16 protein-coding genes, 1 tRNA gene and 2 pseudogenes are annotated in these 19323 nt (G+C 61.2%); 12 read left to right on the plus strand and 7 right to left on the minus strand.

Annotated features, from left to right (window positions below):
- Positions 1–21: 21 nt before the first annotated feature.
- From AB5Y76_RS14980 to AB5Y76_RS14995, 4 genes are read left to right on the plus strand one after another with little or no spacing between them, the layout of a single operon-like run.
- The gene (locus tag AB5Y76_RS14980; RefSeq protein WP_263719184.1) at positions 22–1161 is read left to right on the plus strand and encodes an efflux RND transporter periplasmic adaptor subunit; all 1140 of its coding nucleotides are present in this window, start codon (positions 22–24) and stop codon (positions 1159–1161) included.
- Complete coding sequence (locus AB5Y76_RS14985; RefSeq protein ID WP_263719185.1) at positions 1154–1843, plus strand: ABC transporter ATP-binding protein; 690 nt, start codon at positions 1154–1156, stop codon at positions 1841–1843. The genes AB5Y76_RS14980 and AB5Y76_RS14985 overlap by 8 nt, the downstream gene beginning before the upstream one ends.
- Complete coding sequence (locus tag AB5Y76_RS14990) at positions 1844–3058, plus strand: ABC transporter permease (protein ID WP_263719186.1); 1215 nt, start codon at positions 1844–1846, stop codon at positions 3056–3058.
- The gene (locus AB5Y76_RS14995) at positions 3058–4257 is read left to right on the plus strand and encodes an ABC transporter permease (protein ID WP_263719187.1); all 1200 of its coding nucleotides are present in this window, start codon (positions 3058–3060) and stop codon (positions 4255–4257) included. Before AB5Y76_RS14990 ends, AB5Y76_RS14995 begins: the two co-directional genes overlap by 1 nt.
- A gap of 50 nt (positions 4258–4307) precedes the next feature.
- Here the strand turns inward: AB5Y76_RS14995 and AB5Y76_RS15000 are convergent, their stop codons facing one another.
- The gene (locus AB5Y76_RS15000; RefSeq protein WP_263719188.1) at positions 4308–6770 is read right to left on the minus strand and encodes a diguanylate cyclase; all 2463 of its coding nucleotides are present in this window, start codon (positions 6768–6770) and stop codon (positions 4308–4310) included.
- 430 nt (positions 6771–7200) lie between these two features.
- On the opposite strand from AB5Y76_RS15000, the gene AB5Y76_RS15005 reads away from it, so the two are divergent.
- Both AB5Y76_RS15005 and AB5Y76_RS15010 read left to right on the plus strand, forming a co-directional pair.
- A complete protein-coding gene (locus tag AB5Y76_RS15005) occupies positions 7201–8217 on the plus strand; it encodes a lipoate--protein ligase A (protein WP_263084189.1) in 1017 nt (338 codons plus the stop codon).
- Between the two features lie 223 nt (positions 8218–8440).
- Positions 8441–10135, plus strand: coding sequence for a pyridoxal-dependent decarboxylase (locus AB5Y76_RS15010; RefSeq protein ID WP_263084188.1), 1695 nt, complete (start codon positions 8441–8443; stop codon positions 10133–10135).
- A 146-nt stretch (positions 10136–10281) separates the two neighbouring features.
- Here the strand turns inward: AB5Y76_RS15010 and AB5Y76_RS15015 are convergent, their stop codons facing one another.
- From AB5Y76_RS15015 to yiaY, 3 genes are all read right to left on the minus strand, one after another.
- Positions 10282–10911 (minus strand): NAD(P)H-binding protein, encoded by a 630-nt coding sequence (locus AB5Y76_RS15015; RefSeq protein ID WP_335849305.1) that lies wholly within the window; start codon positions 10909–10911, stop codon positions 10282–10284.
- Positions 10912–11092: 181 nt separating this feature from the next.
- A complete protein-coding gene (gene bamE, locus AB5Y76_RS15020; protein ID WP_005337980.1) occupies positions 11093–11431 on the minus strand; it encodes an outer membrane protein assembly factor BamE in 339 nt (112 codons plus the stop codon).
- Positions 11432–11567: 136 nt separating this feature from the next.
- Positions 11568–12719 (minus strand): L-threonine dehydrogenase, encoded by a 1152-nt coding sequence (yiaY, locus tag AB5Y76_RS15025; RefSeq protein ID WP_335827323.1) that lies wholly within the window; start codon positions 12717–12719, stop codon positions 11568–11570.
- Between the two features lie 382 nt (positions 12720–13101).
- Here yiaY and udp point away from each other — a divergent pair, with 382 nt between their 5' ends.
- Entirely contained in the window at positions 13102–13857 is a 756-nt protein-coding gene (udp, locus tag AB5Y76_RS15030) for a uridine phosphorylase (RefSeq protein ID WP_005337975.1), read from the plus strand.
- Between the two features lie 140 nt (positions 13858–13997).
- Here udp and AB5Y76_RS15035 read toward each other — a convergent pair whose 3' ends face one another.
- Positions 13998–14726, minus strand: a complete 729-nt coding sequence (locus tag AB5Y76_RS15035; protein ID WP_180342883.1) for an RluA family pseudouridine synthase — start codon at positions 14724–14726, stop codon at positions 13998–14000.
- 222 nt (positions 14727–14948) lie between these two features.
- Here AB5Y76_RS15035 and rihA point away from each other — a divergent pair, with 222 nt between their 5' ends.
- From rihA to AB5Y76_RS15050, 3 genes and pseudogenes are all read left to right on the plus strand, one after another.
- Positions 14949–15884 carry a pyrimidine-specific ribonucleoside hydrolase RihA gene (gene rihA, locus AB5Y76_RS15040; RefSeq protein WP_139406293.1) on the plus strand — a complete coding sequence of 312 codons (936 nt, stop codon included), beginning with the start codon at positions 14949–14951 and terminating at the stop codon, positions 15882–15884.
- Between the two features lie 33 nt (positions 15885–15917).
- The gene (locus tag AB5Y76_RS15045) at positions 15918–16403 is read left to right on the plus strand and encodes a hypothetical protein (protein ID WP_368177747.1); all 486 of its coding nucleotides are present in this window, start codon (positions 15918–15920) and stop codon (positions 16401–16403) included.
- Positions 16404–16464: 61 nt separating this feature from the next.
- Positions 16465–16614: pseudogene (locus AB5Y76_RS15050) on the plus strand (IS3 family transposase); the annotation flags it as partial.
- A 2-nt stretch (positions 16615–16616) separates the two neighbouring features.
- On the opposite strand, the gene AB5Y76_RS15055 reads toward AB5Y76_RS15050, so the two are convergent.
- Positions 16617–17606 carry a DUF481 domain-containing protein gene (locus tag AB5Y76_RS15055; protein WP_263719192.1) on the minus strand — a complete coding sequence of 330 codons (990 nt, stop codon included), beginning with the start codon at positions 17604–17606 and terminating at the stop codon, positions 16617–16619.
- A 39-nt stretch (positions 17607–17645) separates the two neighbouring features.
- Complete coding sequence (locus AB5Y76_RS15060; RefSeq protein ID WP_263719193.1) at positions 17646–18602, minus strand: L,D-transpeptidase family protein; 957 nt, start codon at positions 18600–18602, stop codon at positions 17646–17648.
- Between the two features lie 391 nt (positions 18603–18993).
- Here AB5Y76_RS15060 and AB5Y76_RS15065 point away from each other — a divergent pair.
- Positions 18994–19083 (plus strand) — tRNA-Ser (locus tag AB5Y76_RS15065).
- A gap of 112 nt (positions 19084–19195) precedes the next feature.
- Positions 19196–19323, plus strand: a pseudogene (locus tag AB5Y76_RS15070) (IS3 family transposase); the annotation flags it as partial.

Raw genomic sequence — 19323 nt, forward strand, 5'->3', positions numbered from 1 at the left:
TCACTAGCGAAAGGATGCGCGATGAAGAGAGGTTGGTTGTGGTGGGGAAGTGGCGCCGTGGTAGCGGTGGCTGCTGTGGCATGGTGGTGGCGACCGCAGCCGACGCCGATCAGGCTGGCAGAGGTCGGGCGGGGGGATGTGTTGGTCACTGTGGTCAACACCCGGGCTGGCACCATCAAGTCGTGTCAGCGGGCCGGGCTCAGTCTGCCCGGTGGCGGCGTGGTGGAGCAGATCGCCGTCAAGGCCGGGGAGCGGGTAGCCCGGGGAGATCTGCTGCTGACCCTCTGGAGCGACGATATTAACGCCGATCTCGCCCGGGCCCGCGCCCAGCAGGCCCTTGGCAAGACCCAGCGCGAGGAGCGTTGCAGCGAGGCGGCCTACTACGAGCGGGAGGCTAACCGGCTGGCCACCTTGCTGGCCAAAAACCTCACCTCCCGCACCCTCGCCGAGCAGGCCCAGAATCTGGCCGATACCCGCCGCTATGTTTGTCAGGCATCCCGTCAGCAGGAGCGGGTTGACGAGGCGCAGGTCGCCCAGGTGGAGGCCCGCTTGAGCGAGCGTCGCCTGCTGGCGCCGTTTGCCGGAGTGGTGGCTGAGGTCAACAGTAAGTTGGGCGAATACATGACTCCCTCACCGCCCGGAGTAGCCATGCCTCCGGTGATCGATCTCATCGACGATCGCTGTCTCTATGTCTCAGCCCCCATCGATGAGGTGGATGCCGCCCGCCTCAAGGTGGGCCAGTCAGCCCGGGTACTGCTCGATGCCATGCCCGGGCGCGATTTTGCCGCCACCGTCACCCGCATCGCCCCCTATGTGAAGGAGCTGGAGAAGCAGGCCCGCACCGTGGAGGTGGAGGCGGCGCTCACCGCTGTGCCCACCGATGTCCCCCTGCTTATCGGCTACAGCGCCGACCTTGAGGTCGAGGTGACCCGCGCCACCGATGTGCTGCGGGTAGCGGCCAGCAGCCGGGCCGACGATGGCAGTGTGCTGCGGCTGGAAGGGGATAAGCTGGTGCGGGTGGTACCCCGTTGGGGCGTGGAGAACTGGAACTGGATTGAAGTCGCCGAGGGGCTCGCTGCCGGTGATCGGCTGGCGGCCCAGCCCGGACAGATTGTCGGGGAGGGCCCTTTCAGCGCCGCCACGGAGCAGACGGATGAGTGATCTCATTCGCCTTGATGCCGTCAGCCGTCGTTTCACTCTGGGGGGAAACGAGGTGGCCGCCCTCGATCGCGTATCCCTGCGGGTTGCCGAGGGGGAGTATCTGGCGGTGATGGGCCCCTCGGGCTCCGGCAAATCGACCCTGCTCAATGTGTTGGGGCTGCTGGATCGGCCAGACGAGGGGCGCTACTGGCTGGGAGGGGAGGACACCGCCACCCTGTCAGAGCCAGCGCTGGCCCAGCTGCGCGGTCATCGCATCGGCTTCGTGTTCCAGTCGTTTCACCTCATCTCCCGCCTCACCGCCCGTGAAAACGTCGAGCTGCCGCTGATGCTGTGCGGGATCGCCCCCGCCGAGCGCCATCGCCGCAGCCAGCAGTTGCTGGGGGAGCTGGGGCTGGATAATCGTGCCGGACACCGCCCTGCCGAGCTCTCCGGCGGTCAGCGTCAGCGGGTAGCCATCGCCCGGGCCATGGCGATGGAGCCGCGGCTGATCCTGGCCGACGAGCCCACCGGCAATCTCGACTCCCGCTCAGGGGAGGAGGTGATTACCCTGCTGGAGGGACTCAACCGGGGGCAGGGTATTACCTTGGTGGTGGTGACCCACGACCCGCGCCTCGGTGATCGGGCTGGCAGGCGGATCCTGATGAACGATGGTCGTATCAATACCGATAGTGGGGGGGGGTGAATGCGGCGGCCTGATGTGATCCGCTTTGCCGCCGTGGCCCTGCTGCGCCAGCGCTCACGGGCGCTGGTGTTGATCCTGGCGGTCAGCTTGAGCGTCACCTCTGTGCTGCTGCTCACCGCGCTGGGGGAGGGGGCGAGGCGCTATGTGGCCGACCAGTTTAGCTCCCTTGGCAAGGATCTGCTGGTGATGTTCCCGGGCCGCAAGGAGACCACCGGCGGGCTGCCGCCGGTCACCGGCAACAGTCTGCGGCAGATCACCCTCGATGACATGCACTACCTTGGCCAGCACCAGCCAAACCTGCGGCTGGTGCCGCTGGTGATGGGCTTTGCCGAGGCCAAACAGGGGGCGCGGTTGCGTCAGACCATGCTGCTTGGCAGCAGCAACGGGCTGCGCGATACCCACGGGCTGGAGCTGCTCTCCGGCCGCTGGCTGCCGGGAGATGCCGCAGAGGATCGCTCGGCCGTTCTGCTCGGGGCCAAGGTGGCCCGTGAGCTGTTCGGTCAGGCCGATCCGGTCGGCCAGTGGCTGCGTTTTGACAATCGTCGCTTTCGGGTGGTGGGGGTCTTCACCAGCCAGAGCAGCAATCTGGGGATGGACATGGCCGAGGCCGCGCTGATCCCGGTCGGTAGCGCCATGCGGCTGTTCAATACCGAGGGACTGTTTCGGCTGCTGATCCAGCCGCTGGCGGGGCAAGCCGTGCCCTCGCTGGTCAAGCGACTGGAGCAGTTGATGCAGGCGCGCCATGGGGTGCTCGATGTGACAGTGGTGCGCCGTGACGCCATGCTGGCTACCTTCTCCACCATTCTCTCGACCCTCACCCTGGCAGTTGCCGGTATCGGTGCCATCAGCCTGCTGGTCTCCGGCATCATGATGATGAATCTGGCGCTGATCAGCACCCGCCAGCGCACCGGCGAGATCGGCCTGCTCAAGGCGCTGGGGGCCGACAGTCGCCAGATCCGCCAGCTATTTTTGTGGGAGGCGCTGCTGCTGAGCGGCAGTGGCGCGCTGTTTGGCACTGTGTTGGGCTATGCCCTTGTTGCCCTCGCCGGAGTGATTTGGCCCGGATTTCCGGCGGCGGTCCCTCTGCTCGCGACCCTCTGCACCATACCGGCGGCCCTGCTGACCGGGCTGTTTTTTAGCTGGCTGCCCGCCTCCCGGGCGGCACGGCAAGATCCGGTCAGCAGCCTGCGCAGCGGGCAGTGGAGCGGTGGCTGATGCGCGCTGTCGATCTGCTGTTCTGGCTCTGGCGTGCCTTGCTGGCGGGGCGCAGTCGCAGCCTGCTGTCGGCGCTGGGGATAGCCATCGGGATCGCCTCGGTGACCCTGCTCACCGGCATCGGCGAGGGGCTCAGGCTCTATCTGCTCGACAGCTTCTCCCAATTCGGCACCCGGCTGATCTCCGTGACCCCGGGCAAGACCGAAACTGCCGGCGGCCCGCCCGGCATCCTCTCCAGCAGCCGTCCCCTGCTGCTGGAGGACGCCGATGCCCTCGCCAGATTGGCAGGGGTAGAGGCGGCGCTCCCTGTGGTGCAGGGGCAGGGGGAGGTGCGCAGCCGTGGGCTGACCCGCAGCACTGCCATTCTGGGCACAGGTCCGGCGGCGCTCTCCGGCTGGCGCCTCACCCTGGTGCAGGGGCGTTTTCTGCCCGCGGATGACAGTGCCATGCCCCGCGCCTATGCGGTGCTGGGGGCCAAGGTGGCGGCTGAGCTGTTTCCCGGCGGCGATGCGCCGGGCAGTCTGCTGCGGGCCGGTGATCGCCGTTTTCGGGTGGCCGGGGTACTGGCCCCCAAAGGGCAATTTCTCGGCTTTGATCTGGACGACATGATCTATCTGCCCGCCGCTCACGCCCAGGCGCTGTTCAACAAGGAGGGGCTGCAGGAGATCGACGTCATCTATCGTGCCGGGCAGACGGAGGCCGATATCACCGCGCAGATCCGGCGGGTGCTGATCGCCCGCCACGGCGCCGAGGATTTCACCCTCACCTCCCAGCAGGACATGCTGACCAGCCTCGACAAGATACTCTCCATCATCAAGCTGGCGGTTGGCGGGCTCGGTATTATCTCGCTGCTGATCGGGGCGGTCGGCATCTTCAGCATCATGAGCATCGCCCAGCAGGAGCGGATCCCCGAGGTGGGCTTGCTGATGGCGTTGGGCTGCCCACGGCGGCGTATTCTATTGCTGTTCCTGCTCGAAGCCGTGGTGCTGGCGCTGCTGGGCGGGGCCATGGGACTGACCCTGCTCGGCGGGCTCAAGCTGCTGCTCACCCTGCTGGCGGCCGGCTTGCCGCTCACCCTCCATCCTCTCTATCTGCTGCTGGCGCTCGGTTGCAGCGCTCTGGTTGGTCTGCTGGCCGGGGTCGCTCCTGCGCTGCGGGCAGTGCGTCTCGACCCCGTGGTTGCCCTGCGCGGTGACTAGGTCGCCCCTTTCGCAAGAGGCGCGTTACGCTCGGGGCTGAACAGGGGGGACTAGGTGACCACCTCCGCAACCGGCACGCTGCGCTCGGGTCTGAACAGGGGAAAGTAGCGGCGATCTGCCTGACTCATGTGGCCGACCACCAGCTCCTGAATGATGAAGTTGAGCAGCTCGTCGTTGCCCAGCGTCCCCGCTTTGGCGGCGTGCAGTAGCTGACCTGCCTTGTTGAGCAGGCGCTGGTGATCCTGACGGTGGCTGACGAGTTCCTCGTAGTCGATCTCCGCCAGCATCTGCTCTTCAAAGGCGAAGTGATGGCGGGCCATGTCGAACAGGCTCTCCAGACTCTCCAGAAACGGGGCCGGATCCTCGTGCTGATCTTTCATCCGCTCCAGCAGCCGGTTGGTCAATACGAAGAGCTGGCGATGCTCGGCATCGATGCGCGGGTGACCGCACTCGTGGCCGGGTTGCCACAGCAGGGCGCCCTGCTCGGGATCAAGGCCTTCGGTAAAGAGGCAGACCCGGCCGCGGCCGCGATTCTTCGCCTGATACATGGCCTGATCGGCGTGGTGCATCAGGGTTTTGGCATCCTCCCCGTGCTCGGGATAGAGCGCCAGCCCGATACTGCTGGAGATGAGCAGCTCCTGCCCCTCCAGCTGGAACGGATGGCGCAGCTGCTGGTGCAGCTTGTCGGCCATCGCCAGCACTTCGTCGCCACTATCCGGCAGCAAGATAACGAACTCGTCGCCCCCCAGCCGTGCCACCAGATCCTGTTTGCGCACGCAGTGGCTCATCCGCTCGGCCACCATATTGAGCAGAATATCCCCGGTTTCATGGCCGAAGGTGTCGTTGATCGGCTTGAAGTGATCGAGATCGATAAACATCAGCGCCAGCGGACGGGGCGTCTCCTGCTCCATCAGCTCCTTGAGCCGTTGCTGCAGCAAGCGGCGATTGGGCAGCCCGGTGAGGGGGTCGTAGAAGGCGAGGCGGCGCATCATCTCCTCCCGCGCTGCCCGCTCGGTGATATCCCGGGTGACCCCGAGGATCGCCTCCGGCTGGGAATTGTGGTTGCCATGGAGGGTGGTGATGGTCTCGGTCGCCACCAGATGGCCATCCTTGTGGCGCAGCTGGGTGCGAATGACCCGGCGAGTCTGGTCATGTTCCCCCCGCTGCCAGGCCTCCAGGGTGGCGGAGATCTCCTCGCGCAGCAGTTGCCTTGAGGCATCCGGCAGCAGCTGTTTGAGGGGCAGGGCAAACAGCTCGGGGGCCTCGTAGCCGCTAAGAGGAGTGATGGCTGGGCTGACATAGCGAAAGCGCAAGCTGGCGGCATCCATGGTCCAGATCACATCGGCGCTGTTCTCCGCCACGAATCGATAGTGCTGCTCGCTCTGGGCCAGTTCACGGGTCAGCCGCTGGCGATCCCGTGCCTCCTGGCGCAGGCGCAGATAGAGGTGCAAGAAGATGCCGAGCAGGGTCATCAGGGTAAAGGTGATGAGCATGGCCACCGCCACGCTCTTGTCGAGCAGTTGCCGTTGCTGGCGCAGCCGCTCCTGCGCCGGGTCGTAGATAAAGCGGTCTAGGTTGGGCAATACCGCGAGCATGCCCGCCTCCAGATAGGTTTTGGCGATCTGCAGCCAGCGCTCCTGCTGCATGTAGCCAGGTTCGATCAGATCCGGCTGCATCAGCTCTCTGGTTTCGCGAGCCTCGAACTCCAGCTGTTCACGGCCAGCCCCGGTCGGGTACTGCTCCATGATGAGGTTGATCATCTCTTCGGGGTGGTCCATCGCATAGCGCCACCCCTTGAGGCTGGCCTGCTGGAAGGCGTAGACCCGATCCTGTCGGGTGATCAGCTCCCGCTCGGAGGTAAACAGGTTGTCGCCGTAGAAGTCGAAGTCGATGGTGCGCGGACTGAAGACCCGATAGGGGATCCCTTTTTGTTGCAGATAGAAGGGCTCGGTAGTGCTGTAGGCGCTGATGGCATCCACCTTGCCCGCCAGCAGCGCCTCTATCCCCTGTTTGTAGGGAAGGGTGACCCAGTCGCGGCTGCGGGTCTGGTGAGAAAGGTAGGTCAGCAGCTCGTTGGAGCCAGGCTCCAGCATCAGTCGCTTGTTGGCCAGATCGGCCGGGTTGCGAATATCTGGCCTATCCAGCGTGAGCAGAACCAGCGGCGAGTGCTGCAGCAGGGCGGCGAGCACCACCACCGGGCGACCGGCAGCCCGATCCAGCAGCAGGTCACTGCCGCTGATGCCAAACTGGGCCTTTCCCGAGATCACCTCGCTGACCACATCGGTGCGGGAGTCCGCTTCACGCAGGGTGACATGCAGACCGGCCTCCCGATAAAACCCTTTGGCGATGGCCGCGTAGTAACCGGCAAACTGGAACTGGTGTTGCCACGGCAACTGGACGATAACCTGCTCGCCGGCTCGCACGGGGGAAGAGGTCAGGGTCGCGATGACCATACTGACCAGCATTGGCATAAACCAGCTGAGGGGCTGGCGGGGGGATGCGTTCTCCGTCATACAACGTTTCTCTCGGGAGCGATGTCTAGGCTAGATTCAAGCAATTTTGTGTCACCTGCAAGGGGAGAAAAGGCGTTTGCAATGGGGTATAGGGGGGTTGGGAAGTCATTTTTGTGTCGTTCATCACACGGGATGGATACATGCCGTTTTTTTGCAAGTTATGTGACCAATAAGAGAGTCATATGGCCTATCTAAGTGGTCGCATTCTAGCCACTTTTTCCCGTTTTTATCGTTGTCATTGTGGCTTGACTGCATTTTTTCCGTGGTTGCACGTCAAGCTGTGTCGTTATATCAATAGATACTTTTATGTGGCGGTCAGGTGTGACGCAAATGTATCGCGGCGGCTGCGCACCGGTTAATGTGCGACAGCTCAGTGATGGTACCCCGTCAGTGTTATCATGCTGCCCCCAGTTCCGGATAAGGTCTTTTTATGTCCCGCTTGCGTCTGCTTGTCTCCGACTCTCACGATCCCCTGTTCAATCTGGCCGTTGAGGAGTGCATCTTCCGCCAGATGGACCCCGGCCAGCGGGTGCTGTTCCTCTGGCGCAATGCCAATACCGTGGTGATTGGCCGTGCCCAGAATCCGTGGAAGGAGTGCAATACCCGCCGCATGGAAGAGGACGGGGTGACCCTGGCGCGTCGCAGCAGCGGTGGCGGCGCCGTGTTCCACGACCTTGGCAACAGCTGCTTCACCTTCATGGCGGGCAAGCCGGAGTATGACAAGAGCGTCTCCACCGCCATCGTGCTGGACGGGCTCAAGCGATTGGGGATCGAGGCGTTTGCCTCCGGTCGCAACGATCTGCTGGTGGCCACCCCGGACGGGGAGCGCAAGGTATCGGGGTCGGCCTATCGGGAGACTCTGGATCGCGGGTTCCACCACGGCACCCTGCTGCTGGATGCCGATCTCGGCCGCCTTGCCAACTACCTCAACCCCGACCCCAAGAAGCTGGCGGCCAAGGGGATCACCTCGGTGCGCAGCCGGGTGGCCAATCTGTGCGAACTGCGGCTGGGGATCGACCATCAACAGGTGAGCGAGGCGCTGCAGGAGGCCTTCTTCCACTATTACGGCGAGCGAGTTGAGCCCGAGCATATCTCCCCGGAGCAGATGCCGGATCTGCCGGGCTTTGCCGAGACCTTCGCTCGCCAGCGCAGCTGGGAGTGGAACTATGGCCATGCCCCGGCGTTCAGCCATCTGCTGGAGGAGCGGTTCAGCTGGGGCGGGGTGGAGCTGCACTTTGATGTGGAGAAAGGGGTCATCACCCGGGCGCAGCTCTTTAGCGATACTCTGGATCCGGCCCCGTTTGATCTGCTGGCGGCCGAACTGGCGGGTTGCGGCTATCGGCCGGACGCTGTTGCCGCGCGCCTGCAGCCCTGGCTGGCGGCCTTCCCGCAGCAGCAGAGCGAGCTGGCGGAGTTTGCCGAGTGGCTGTTGGCCTCCCTGCGTTGAGGGGGGCACTGCGCTGATGGTGGTCTGGTAGTAAGGACTCTGTCAGCCAGGATGGGAGCAAGATCACGAAATATAAAGAGGCGCCTCAAAGGCGCCTTTTTGCCAGCCCTTGTGATGGCTGATACATGACAAAAAGTAGGGTAGGCCATTAGATATTGTCACTGTCGGCCCCGCTGGTACAGGGGTATAACGGCCGCACATTTGCTGTACTAATGGTATAAAAATGAGTGACTTAGTTTATCTGCAAGACGAAAGCGTCAATGCCGTCCACCCCGATTTCTCCGCCCGTTTCACCACCGTCAAAGCCAACTTTTTCTCGCGCAATCCCGATCTCTGGCCCGTTTTTCGCGAACCCGGATTTGCCACCCTCAATGAATTTCGGGCCCGTGGCCTGGCGCCGGATGCCCGCCTGAATGCCTGGCCTGATGGCCGTGCCCGCCTGGCCGATCTCTGCGAGACCATGCCGGTGCCCGCCACCATGCGCACCCCGGGCGAGCCGATGGCCGAGTTGCTGTTTGCCGCTGCTCTATCGAAGGATTGGGAGAACCCCTCCAGCGTCGAGAACGTCATCACCATGTCGGCGGATCCCGCCATCTACGGCGCCCAGCTGGGCATTCTGGCCAACCCCAATCTGGTCTATTCCGAATACGCCGGGGTCGCCGAGGAGCTGGAAAAGAAGGTGGTGCGCCAGATTGCCCTGCTGGCAGGCTATGACCCCGAGCGGGCCACCGGCATCTTCACCCAGGGGGGGACCTTCTGTAACCTCTACGGCTACCTGCTCGGCATTCGCAAAACCTTGCCGGAGGCCAAGCACAAGGGGCTCGGCCACTATCAGGATTACCGCATCATCAACTCCCAGGGCGGTCACTACTCCAATATCACCAACCTCTCCCTGCTCGGGGTGGACATCGAGAACAAGACTATCCGCATTCAGGTCGGCGAGAACAACGACATCGATCTCGACCACCTCGAGCGCACCCTGACCGCCTGTTTTGCCCTGAAACACGTGGTGCCCACCATCATGCTCACCATGGGCACCACCGACACCTTCGGGGTGGATCAGGTGAAACCCGTGTTCGAGCTGCGCAATCGCCTCTGCGAGCAGTTCGAGGTGGCGGTCAAGCCCCATATCCACGTCGATGCCGCCATCGGCTGGTCGATGATCTTCTTCCTGGGTTACGACTTTGCCGCCAACCCGCTCGCCATCAACAGCGCCACCCTGGCGGGGATCGAGCGCAACGTGACACGCTTTGCCGAGCTCAAATATGCCGACTCCTTCACCGTCGACTTCCAGAAGTGGGGCTATGTGCCCTACACCTCCAGTCTGGTGATGATCAAGGAGCAGGATGACCTCAAGGCGATGGAGAATGACCCGGAGAACTTCTCCTACTTCGAGCGGGACATTCAGGGCCAGACCCACCTGCAATCCACCATCGAGTGTTCCCGCGGCGCGAGCGGTCTGTTTGGTGCCTATGCTGCGCTCAACTATATGGGGGTCGAGGGGTATCGCACCGTGCTGGCCCACTGCCTGCAAAATGCCAACTACTTCCGCTTCCGGTTAAGCCAGCTGGGCAACGTCAAGCTGGTGGCGCAGGAGAATCAGGGGCCGAGTGTCGGCTTCAAGATCTACAATCCCGAGTGGGTGAGCGATCCGGAAGCCGAATTCGCCTTCGAGCTGGCCCGCTCCGGCGATCCTGCCTACAAGGCGCGTTTGCAGCGTAACACTGACTACCACCGCAGCCTGTTCAAGGGGCGCGGCAAGGTGGGGCTCTACACCAACTGGGTGGAGGCGGTGGCCCATTCCAACTATGACGCCCGTGGCAAGTACTCCTACATCGCCGGGGAGAAGGCGGTATTTATGAACCCCGCCTGCACCCGCGAGCAGATCGACGCCTTTATCGACCATATTCGCGGTTGAGGGCAGTTGCCCTGACAGTCGAGCGCGGTCAATGGTGGCAAGAGGTGGTTGGGGTGTATCACGCCAACAGATAGACAAAGGGCAAGCTGGCTGGCTTGCCCTTCTGTTTTTGCAGTACTGTGCGTAAGTAGTGGGAAAGACCGGGTTCAGAGGGCCAGCAGTTGCTCGTTCTCGACAATCTCGCACCCGGCAGGCAGTTTCGAGAGGGCGATCATGGCACGGGCCACCTGACGGGCCTCGATGGCGCGCCAGCGGGCGAGCTTGCCCACCAGCAGTGGCCGAAACAGCGGATAGATGGTCTGAAAGATCTGCTCGGAGAGGCGCGGTGGCTGGCGATCCCCGAGCAGCATGGCGGGCCGCACGATGGCGAGCCGTGGCCAGGATTGGGCCAGCAGGGCCTGCTCCATCTCCCCCTTGGTACGCGGATAGAGAGCCGGGGACGATGCGCTGGCTCCCATGCTAGAGACCACGATGAGGCGTTGACAGCCGTGGCGGCGGGCCAGTTCGGCAAAGGCGACCACATAGTCGAGATCGACCCGGCGAAACGCCTCGGCAGAGCCCGCCTCCTTGCGGGTGGTACCGAGGGCACAGAAGGCGATATCCACCGGGCGGGAGAGGGTGACGCTGGCCAGATCATCAAAATTGACTGGCAGCCAGTGGTGTGCCTCCTTGCCCGGCTTGCGACAGAGCAGGGTCAGTTCATGTTCGGCAGGCAGTTGCTGCAGCAGTTCGCGACCGATCAGGCCGCTGGCTCCGGCAATCAGGATCCGGCTCATGGGGATTCTCCCTGTGTCATTCGATGGTGTTGATGCCATGGTGGCTGCTCATCAGCATCAGGCAATTTGCGAGCAGCTGCAATGGGGAGATGACACAGTATCCCCTGACAGGATCACGGGCAGGATACATAACGCGGGGCTGGATAAAACAAAACCGGCACGAGGCCGGTTTTGCGGGATATCAGAGCGGGGTATTGAAAGCTGCTGGCAGCGGGAAGTCACCCGTCACTGTGGTCAGCCTGTCATTGGCGAAGGTGACGGTGAGCTCTTTGCGCTCCTTGTCGCCGTGGCCCGGCTGGAATTCATAGAGATAGTACCAGGTGTTGGGGTCAAAGCCGTCACGCAGCATGGGGGTCCCCAGCACATAGCTGACCTGCTCGCGGGTCATCCCCTGGCGCAGTTTGTCGACCTGTTTTTGTTCCACATAGTTGCCCTGGGGAATATCGATACGATAGACCAGGCTGCAACCGGAGAGGGTGAGGGCGGTCAAAGCCGCGGCAATCAGGTGTTTCATCCGCATATCGAGTTCAGATCATCCATACAGTCTTTTTGGCTCGGCAAATCATACCGACTCCCTCCACGGAAGTAAAAAGCCATTGATCCATCAGCCAATAAAAAGGGCCGCACTGCGACCCTTTCTGGCAATCCGGTGGCCTTTACATCGCCGCGCGGAAGATGGCGACGATCTCTTCGTGGCTCGCCTGTTTCGGGTTGGTGAAGCCGCAGGCATCTTTCAGGGCGTTGCTGGCCAGGGTATCGAAGTCATCGGCCTTGACGCCGAGCTGCTCCAGACCGGCGGGGATCTTCACATCCAGCGCCAGCTGTTTGATGGCGGCAATGGCAGCGGCGGCGCCCTGCTCGTCGTTCATTGTGCTCACATCTACACCCATGTAGCGGGCCACATCCTTCAGACGAGCGGCGCTCACCTGGGCGTTGAACGCCTGAACGTGGGGCAGCAGCACGGCGTTGCAGACACCGTGGGGCAGGTCATAGAAACCGCCCAGCTGGTGGGCCATGGCGTGCACATAGCCCAGGCTTGCGTTGTTGAAGGCCATGCCGGCCAGGAACTGGGCATAGGCCATCTGCTCGCGGGCATGCAGGTCATCGCCGTGGTGAACGGCGGTGCGCAGGTGCTTGGCAATCAGCTCGATGGCCATCACGGCGCTGGCATCGGTTACCGGGGTGGCGATGGTGGAGACATAGGCCTCGATGGCGTGGGTCAGGGCATCCATGCCGGTGGCGGCGGTGAGACCGGCCGGCTTGGCCAGCATCAGCTCGGGATCGTTGACCGACATCAGCGGGGTAACGTGCTTGTCGATGATGGCCATTTTCACGTGGCGCGCTTCGTCGGTGATGATGCAGAAGCGGGTCATCTCGGAGGCGGTACCGGCAGTGGTGTTGATGGCGATAAGCGGCAGTTGCGGTTTGGCGGAGCGATCCACCCCTTCGTAATCCTTGATGCTGCCACCGTTGGCGGCGACCAGCGCAATGCCCTTGGCGCAGTCGTGGGGCGAGCCGCCACCCAGCGAGATGACACAGTCGCAGCCGTTGGCCTTGATCATCGCCAGACCCGCTTCAACGTTGCTGGTGGTGGGGTTGGGTTTGGTCTCATCGAAAACTGCGCTTTCAATGCCATGTTCAGCCAACAGGGTGGTGAGCTTGGCGACCACACCGATCTGGTTGAGGATCTTGTCGGTGACGATCAGCGCCTTGCGATAGCCGTAACCCTTGATATCGGCTGCAGCCTCTTGCAGACAGCCGGCACCCATCAGGTTGATTGCGGGAATATAGAATTTGAATGTAGCCATGATGGACTTCCTATAGTTAGCCATTAAGTGGTAGTTGAGAGCTAGGCTACCATCTAGAAAGGGATACAAAAGCATCTTGTTTACAACTTTACGGGGTCGATCACGAGTCGTTAATTAAGCGCTGAACCAGGCTTGACTTTCCCGCATCTGACTCGATTTGCAGAAAAACGTTTGTCAATTATTTCATTGAGTTAGCAAACGTTTTGCGCAATGTTTGTCACTGTCAATGCGTGGAAGTGTGAGGCGCTTCAAGGAATTGGAAAGCGCTTTCGACCATAGTTGGCGCCTCCCCGAAGAGGGGGGTAAAGGCTTGAAAGTATCATAAAGAATCATCTTAACTTGTGCCCTGACCATGCTGGCAGGGGGCAACCAGGAGTCCAATATGTCTGATGTATTTCACTTGGGTTTGAAGAAAGCGGATCTGCAAGGCGCCACCCTGGCGATCGTCCCCGGTGACCCCGAGCGCGTGAAGCGTATCGCAGAGCTGTTGGATAACCCGGTGCACCTGGCCAGCCATCGTGAATTCACTACCTGGCGCGGCGAGATGGACGGCAAGGCCGTGATCATCTGCTCTACCGGTATCGGTGGCCCGTCCACATCCATCGCGGTAGAAGAGCTGGCCCAGCTGGGCATCCGCACCTTCCTGCGTATCGGCACCACTGGCGCCATCCAGCCGCACTTGAACGTGGGTGACGTGATCGTGACCACCGGTTCCGTGCGCCTCGACGGTGCCAGCCTGCACTTCGCACCGATGGAGTTCCCGGCTGTTGCCGACTTCGACTGCACCACCGCACTGGTGAACACTGCCAAAGAGATGGGCTCCAAGCTGCACATCGGTGTGACTGCCTCCTCCGACACCTTCTACCCGGGTCAGGAGCGTTACGACACCGTATCCGGCCGTGTAGTGAGCCGTTTCCAAGGTTCCATGAAAGAGTGGCAAGCCATGGGCGTGCTGAACTATGAGATGGAATCTGCAACCCTGCTGACCATGTGCTCCAGCCAGGGCCTGCGTGCCGGTATGGTGGCTGGCGTTATCGTCAACCGTACCCAGCAAGAGATCCCGAACGCCGAGACCATGGCGAAGACCGAATCTGATGCCATCAAGATCGTACTGGGCGCTGCCCGCAAGCTGATCTGATAGCACCACAAAGAGTGGGGGGTGGGGGCCGTTGCGAAAGCGCGGCCCCTATCTTTATCCGCCGTTTACCGCCTTTCCTCTCACGTCACGCCTTTCACTGATCCCGCCGCACTCGCGCTGGTTGTCTCTACTGATTTCCTCTAAAACGACGCTGCACAGCGCACTTGCATCGGCTTGCCGCTCACCGGATGGACAAAATCCAGCTCGCTGGCATGCAGCATCAGCCGCGGTGCCTGTTCGCAGCCGGGCGGCAGCAGGCCACCATAGAGATCGCAGCCGAGGATGGGGTGGCCCAGCAGCTGGCTGTGGATCCGTAGCTGATGGGTGCGGCCGGTCTCCGGCACCAGTCGTACCCGGGTCAAAGGCACGGTCTGCCTCTGCATCTGCAACTCCAGCCGCTCAATCACCCGATAGCGGGAGCGGGCGGGTTTGCCGCTGGCGGCGCAAATCTTCATCAGCGGAAAGAGGGCCGGATCCTTGGCGATGGGGGCGTCGATAACTCCTTCGTCGTCAATCAGATGACCGCAGAGCAGGGCGCTGTAGGCCTTGCTCACCGCCCGCTGACTGAACTGCTGGCAGAGCAGGGCATTGATGGCCTTGTTTCTGGCCACCACCATGAGACCCGAGGTACCAAAATCGAGGCGATGCACCAGGGTACAGCCGGGGTAATCCTGCACCAGTCGATAGTGCACCGAGTCGAGGTTCTGCGGATTCTTGCCCGACAGGCTCAGCAGGCCGCTTGGCTTGTTGATGAGCAGCAGGTGTTCATCTTCGAACAGGATCTCGATGGCGGCACTGCAAGGTGGGGCGATAAAGGTGTCGACGATAACGGACATAGGGCACACGGGCTGGAAACGGGGGACGATCATACCCGAACCGGCGCGGCCGGGCGAATGGGTGGTGCGCAGCCTCGGAAAATGAACGGGATGACGCCATGCAACCTATTGATAATGTGCCGCGTTGAGCGAGACGGTGTGCCGTGCAAACCGCCCAGGTCAGCAACAAGGTCCCGTTTTGTGACCCCTTCCCGAGTTCATCCGAGGCTTGCTTGTTAAGGTATGGCTCCCTGTTATGTTGTAAGGACTCATCCCATGGCACTGCCCGTTATTCTCGATTGTGATCCCGGCCACGACGACGCCATCGCCCTCATTCTGGCGCTGGCCAGCCCAGAACTTGACGTGTTGGCAGTTACCACCAGCGCGGGCAACCAGACGCCGGACAAGACCCTCAACAATGCCCTGCGCATCCTCACCTTGCTGGGGCGGGACGATATTCCGGTGGCGGCGGGGGCGCCGAAACCGCTGGCCCGCGAGTTGATCATCGCCGACAACGTCCATGGCGAGTCGGGCCTCGATGGCCCCAAACTGCCGGATCCCGCCTTTGCGCCGCAGGGGATGACGGGGATCGAGTTGATGGCCAAATGTCTGCGCGAGAGCCCGCAGCCCGTGACCCTGGTGCCGACCGGCCCGCTCACCAATGTCGCCCTGCTGTTGGCGGCACATCCCGAGCTCAAACCCAAGATTGCCCGCATCGTATTGATGGGGGGCGCCGCAGGGGCCGGCAACTGGACGCCGGCGGCGGAATTCAATATTTATGTGGACCCGGAAGCGGCCGATATGGTGTTCAAGTCGGGCATCCCCATCACCATGTGCGGGCTGGACGTGACCCACGAGGCGCAGGTGATGGACGAGGATATCGAGCGGGTACGCGCCATCACCAATCCGGTAGCCCAGTGCGTGGCCGGGCTACTCGACTTTTTCATGATCTACCACCGGGATCCCAAGTGGGGATTTGCTGGTGCACCGCTGCACGACCCCTGTACCATTGCCTGGTTGCTGGCTCCCGAGCTGTTCCACGGAGTCGAGTGCCGGGTCGATATCGAGACCCGGGGGGGGCATACCGTGGGGATGACGGTGGTGGATCGTTATGGTCTGACCGGCAAGCCAGCCAATGCGCTGGTATTGTTGGGGCTGGATCGTCCGGGCTTTATCGATCTGCTGGTGACGCGGCTGCGGGCGTTTGACTGAGCGCCGGTTCATTTTTGCAAGAAGGGGCGGGGAATGTGGAAGAGAGGCTTGGTGCTGCTGGCCGGGTTGCAACTGACAGGCTGTGCGACGCCATTCGAGCGGATGTGGCAGGGGCTGGCGACCTGTGAATTTACCGATCTCTATGTGGATGAGACGGGCAGGCCCGCCAATCTACAACTGGCCAACTACACCCCCTACAAGGTGAGTGACGGCTTTGCCTGGTACAAGGTGCACGAGGAGCTGCACGGCTTGCCGGTGGTCGGCTTTATCGTGCCAGCCTCAAGCTTCGAAGTGCATGCCCTCTTTGTCGATACCCCCATCGCCAATGCCCGCCGCTTGACCCACAACGCCTACGGCAGCGAGTTTGGTGACGAGCAGAAGCATGACGAGGGGTTGGCGCCCTTATTGCTGCGCGATCCCAACAACCCCAAGCGCACCATCATCGACTGCACCCGCGGCGAGTCCGACGGGGAGCAGGAAGATTCGGCCATGCCTGCCATGGCTGAGGTAGGCTTTTAGTGTTCGTGTGTCCCGTCCTGAATATGGTTTGCACCTTTTCCCCCAATAAATCGAGAGCTCGATGGGACAAGGTGTGAAACGGACACAGCGCGATTACTCGTTGACTTTGAAACTGGCGTTGGTCGAGCAGATTGAAAAAGGCGAGCTAACCTGCCAACAAGCACAATCTCGATATAGCATTCAGGGCAATTCGACCATTCTGGTATGGTTGACTCAGAAACTGGCGCCAAGGCTGAGCAGGTGTCTTAATTCGCTCTCCCGGGGTTCCGGGCTGCCTGTGTCGACAAGGATGTCAGCATCTTCCCAATCCAGCTCACTCGACCAGGAGAGGCGCAGATGGTCGTTGAAGTAGTAGCGCAATCCTATGCTGCCTTTCAGATCCTGATTACGGGTGAAATAGGGGGAGGCTTGTGCCAGATATTTCAGATAGCGCCCCTGGCTGAACAGCTCCATTTTCTCCTGCCAGAGGGAGAAAGGTTGGCGATAATCCCAGTTAAAACCGGCGAAGGGGTAGTCAATGACCCGTTCACCCAGAAAAATCTTGGGAACCTCGCTATCTTCACGGAAGTAGAGTCGGCTTAATCCCCCTTGGGCCATCAGCTCCAGTCGGCGGCGTTTGTCGTTCCAGAAGCGGTAGCCCGGCCCCGAGCCATAGTCCATATAGAGATAGCGATCTTTATCCAGCATGTCATATTCGGCATCGAGTGAGGTGCGCAAGAACCACTGCTGGTTGAAGAAGTAGTCCAGCGTAGGGTTGAGCTGATAATCATGGCTGTCGGTGATGTTGTCAGCGGTCTCATAGGTATATTCACCGGAGAAGCTGTAACGCCAGTCCAGATTGGCCAGCTCGCTTTTCCACTTGAGGTTGACGTTGTTGGTCTGTTTGTCATTCTGTTTGAGTTTGACATTGAGATCGCCACTACCGGTCCAGAGCCAGGCGTTGCGTTCATCCTGCTCATCCTCGAACAGCTTGAGCCCACCCTTTGCCGTTGCCTTGGGTTTGTCCTCTTTATCGATGCGCCAGCGTTTGATGGCCTCCCGCTGGACGGTGACTGCGCCGCTGTAGGGCAGGGCGATGCGCACCGACTGTTCGGTCACCTCCTCGATGTTGCCGGTCAGACGATCGCCATTGTTCATCCAGAGAATGTCCTTGGCCCACAAGGAGTGACAGGCCAACAGGAGTAGGAGGGGAAGGAATTTCATGAGGTAAGGTGACTCCGGTGCGACTCGGGCGCTGGTGACTTAACCACTGACAAGCTGGCTGCTGATGGGGCGGGGCAGGTCGTTTTTGCTCTCCAGCGCCGCCGTCACCTCATCCTGCATCACGTCAGGTGCACTGATAAAGCTCTCTATGGCCGGAGATAGCACCAGCGGGGCGCCATTTTCAAGCTCCTCTTCGGTGCGGGAGAGCGGGGAGTGTACCTCCAGCCAGCGCCGACCATCCGGTTCGATGGCTACCTTGACCGGTTGATTGATGACCCTTACCGGCGTGCCGATCGGCACAATCTTGAACAGGGCCTCAATATCGTCAGGTCGCAGCCGGATGCAGCCTGCACTTACTCGCAGGCCAACGCCAAAATCCTTGTTGGTGCCGTGGATCAGGTAGTCGCGCTTGCCATAGCCAAGGCGCATGGCGAACTTGCCGAGGGGATTCTCCGGGCCGGGGGGCACCACGGCGGGCAGGGTGATCCCTTTTTGCTCCAGCCAGGATTTGCGCACCATGGGGCCGGGCACCCAGGTCGGGTTGGGATTCTTCTCGATGATGGTGGTGGTCATCTCCGGAGTCTCGCGGCCGATATCACCAATCCCGATGGGCAGCACGATGACCTCGTTCTTCCCTTTGGGGAAGTAGTAGAGGCGCAGTTCGGGCAGATTGATGACGATCCCCTCGCGAGGCACATCAGGCAGCAGCATCTGGGTGGGCAGCGTCAAACGGGTGCCCGGCTTGGGTAAATAGGGGTCTACACCCGGATTTGCCTCAAGCAGTGCCAAAAATCCAATTTGCGTATTTTTGCCAACCAGCTCCAGATGTTCATTCTGCTGGATGATGTAATCCTCCAGCTCACCGATAAGGCGACTCCCGGCAGGTGGCAGCGGGTAGCGTTTGGCCTCTGCCGGCGCCGCGCATAGCAGGATCGTTGCCAGCAGCAGGGAAAGGGCAGGCGTTAAGAGTAGGGGCTTGAGTTTCGGCAATCGCATAAGGAGATCCATCAGTTCAATCGGGGCGGAACATCATCAATACAGCCGCCAGGATGGCGCGATTGTTCCTCAATCAGCCCATGATTACCAGCTTGCTGCGCACCCGCAATGATGTGGGGATACATAGGAAACCGGCCAAAATCGGCATCACCCATAAATTTGAGCGCCAAGCATGGAAAAGAGACGCCTCATGGCAATGGGGCAATATCACGATATGGATAATGGCAGGGTGTGCGAGAGGGTTAATGTCGGGTGGATGCAGGGTGGCCTAGCAACGCGAACAGCACGCGCCGCATTGTGAGCCTGCTCCCAGATATCTGATTCAGCCATTTGATATCTAAGAAATTTTTATTGCATCCTCGGCCCAGCTTGGGTAAAACTCTCTCCCCACGGAGAGATGCCGGAGTGGCCGAACGGGATTGACTCGAAATCAATTGTGGCAGCAATGCCACCCAGGGTTCGAATCCCTGTCTCTCCGCCACATACCAAGCCCAACCTGTTGATTAGGTTGGGCTTCTTCATATGGCGTTTTTATTGGTATTGTCCCATCCTGAATATGGTTTACACCTTTCCCCCAATAAATGGAGAACCCGATGGGACAAGGTGTGAAACGGACACAGCGCGATTACTCGCTGACTTTTAAACTGTCACTGGTCGAGCAGATTGAAAAAGGCGAGCTCACCTACAAACAGGCTCAGGTGCGTTATGGCATTCAGGGCCG

Source organism: Aeromonas sp. R1-2 (genome assembly GCF_040908505.1).
Lineage (GTDB): Bacteria > Pseudomonadota > Gammaproteobacteria > Enterobacterales > Aeromonadaceae > Aeromonas > Aeromonas veronii.

Coding starts and splice junctions, on each gene's coding strand:
- AB5Y76_RS14985 (WP_263719185.1), top strand. CDS start 1,154: ATGAGTGATCTCATTCGCCTTGATGCCGTCAGCCGTCGTTTCACTCTG.
- AB5Y76_RS15060 (WP_263719193.1), bottom strand. CDS start 18,602: ATGCGATTGCCGAAACTCAAGCCCCTACTCTTAACGCCTGCCCTTTCC.
- AB5Y76_RS15035 (WP_180342883.1), bottom strand. CDS start 14,726: ATGATCGTCCCCCGTTTCCAGCCCGTGTGCCCTATGTCCGTTATCGTC.
- AB5Y76_RS15055 (WP_263719192.1), bottom strand. CDS start 17,606: ATGAAATTCCTTCCCCTCCTACTCCTGTTGGCCTGTCACTCCTTGTGG.
- bamE (WP_005337980.1), bottom strand. CDS start 11,431: ATGCGGATGAAACACCTGATTGCCGCGGCTTTGACCGCCCTCACCCTC.
- AB5Y76_RS15015 (WP_335849305.1), bottom strand. CDS start 10,911: ATGAGCCGGATCCTGATTGCCGGAGCCAGCGGCCTGATCGGTCGCGAA.
- AB5Y76_RS14990 (WP_263719186.1), top strand. CDS start 1,844: ATGCGGCGGCCTGATGTGATCCGCTTTGCCGCCGTGGCCCTGCTGCGC.
- AB5Y76_RS15045 (WP_368177747.1), top strand. CDS start 15,918: ATGTGGAAGAGAGGCTTGGTGCTGCTGGCCGGGTTGCAACTGACAGGC.
- AB5Y76_RS15000 (WP_263719188.1), bottom strand. CDS start 6,770: ATGACGGAGAACGCATCCCCCCGCCAGCCCCTCAGCTGGTTTATGCCA.
- AB5Y76_RS15010 (WP_263084188.1), top strand. CDS start 8,441: ATGAGTGACTTAGTTTATCTGCAAGACGAAAGCGTCAATGCCGTCCAC.
- AB5Y76_RS14980 (WP_263719184.1), top strand. CDS start 22: ATGAAGAGAGGTTGGTTGTGGTGGGGAAGTGGCGCCGTGGTAGCGGTG.
- AB5Y76_RS15005 (WP_263084189.1), top strand. CDS start 7,201: ATGTCCCGCTTGCGTCTGCTTGTCTCCGACTCTCACGATCCCCTGTTC.
- rihA (WP_139406293.1), top strand. CDS start 14,949: ATGGCACTGCCCGTTATTCTCGATTGTGATCCCGGCCACGACGACGCC.
- AB5Y76_RS14995 (WP_263719187.1), top strand. CDS start 3,058: ATGCGCGCTGTCGATCTGCTGTTCTGGCTCTGGCGTGCCTTGCTGGCG.
- udp (WP_005337975.1), top strand. CDS start 13,102: ATGTCTGATGTATTTCACTTGGGTTTGAAGAAAGCGGATCTGCAAGGC.
- yiaY (WP_335827323.1), bottom strand. CDS start 12,719: ATGGCTACATTCAAATTCTATATTCCCGCAATCAACCTGATGGGTGCC.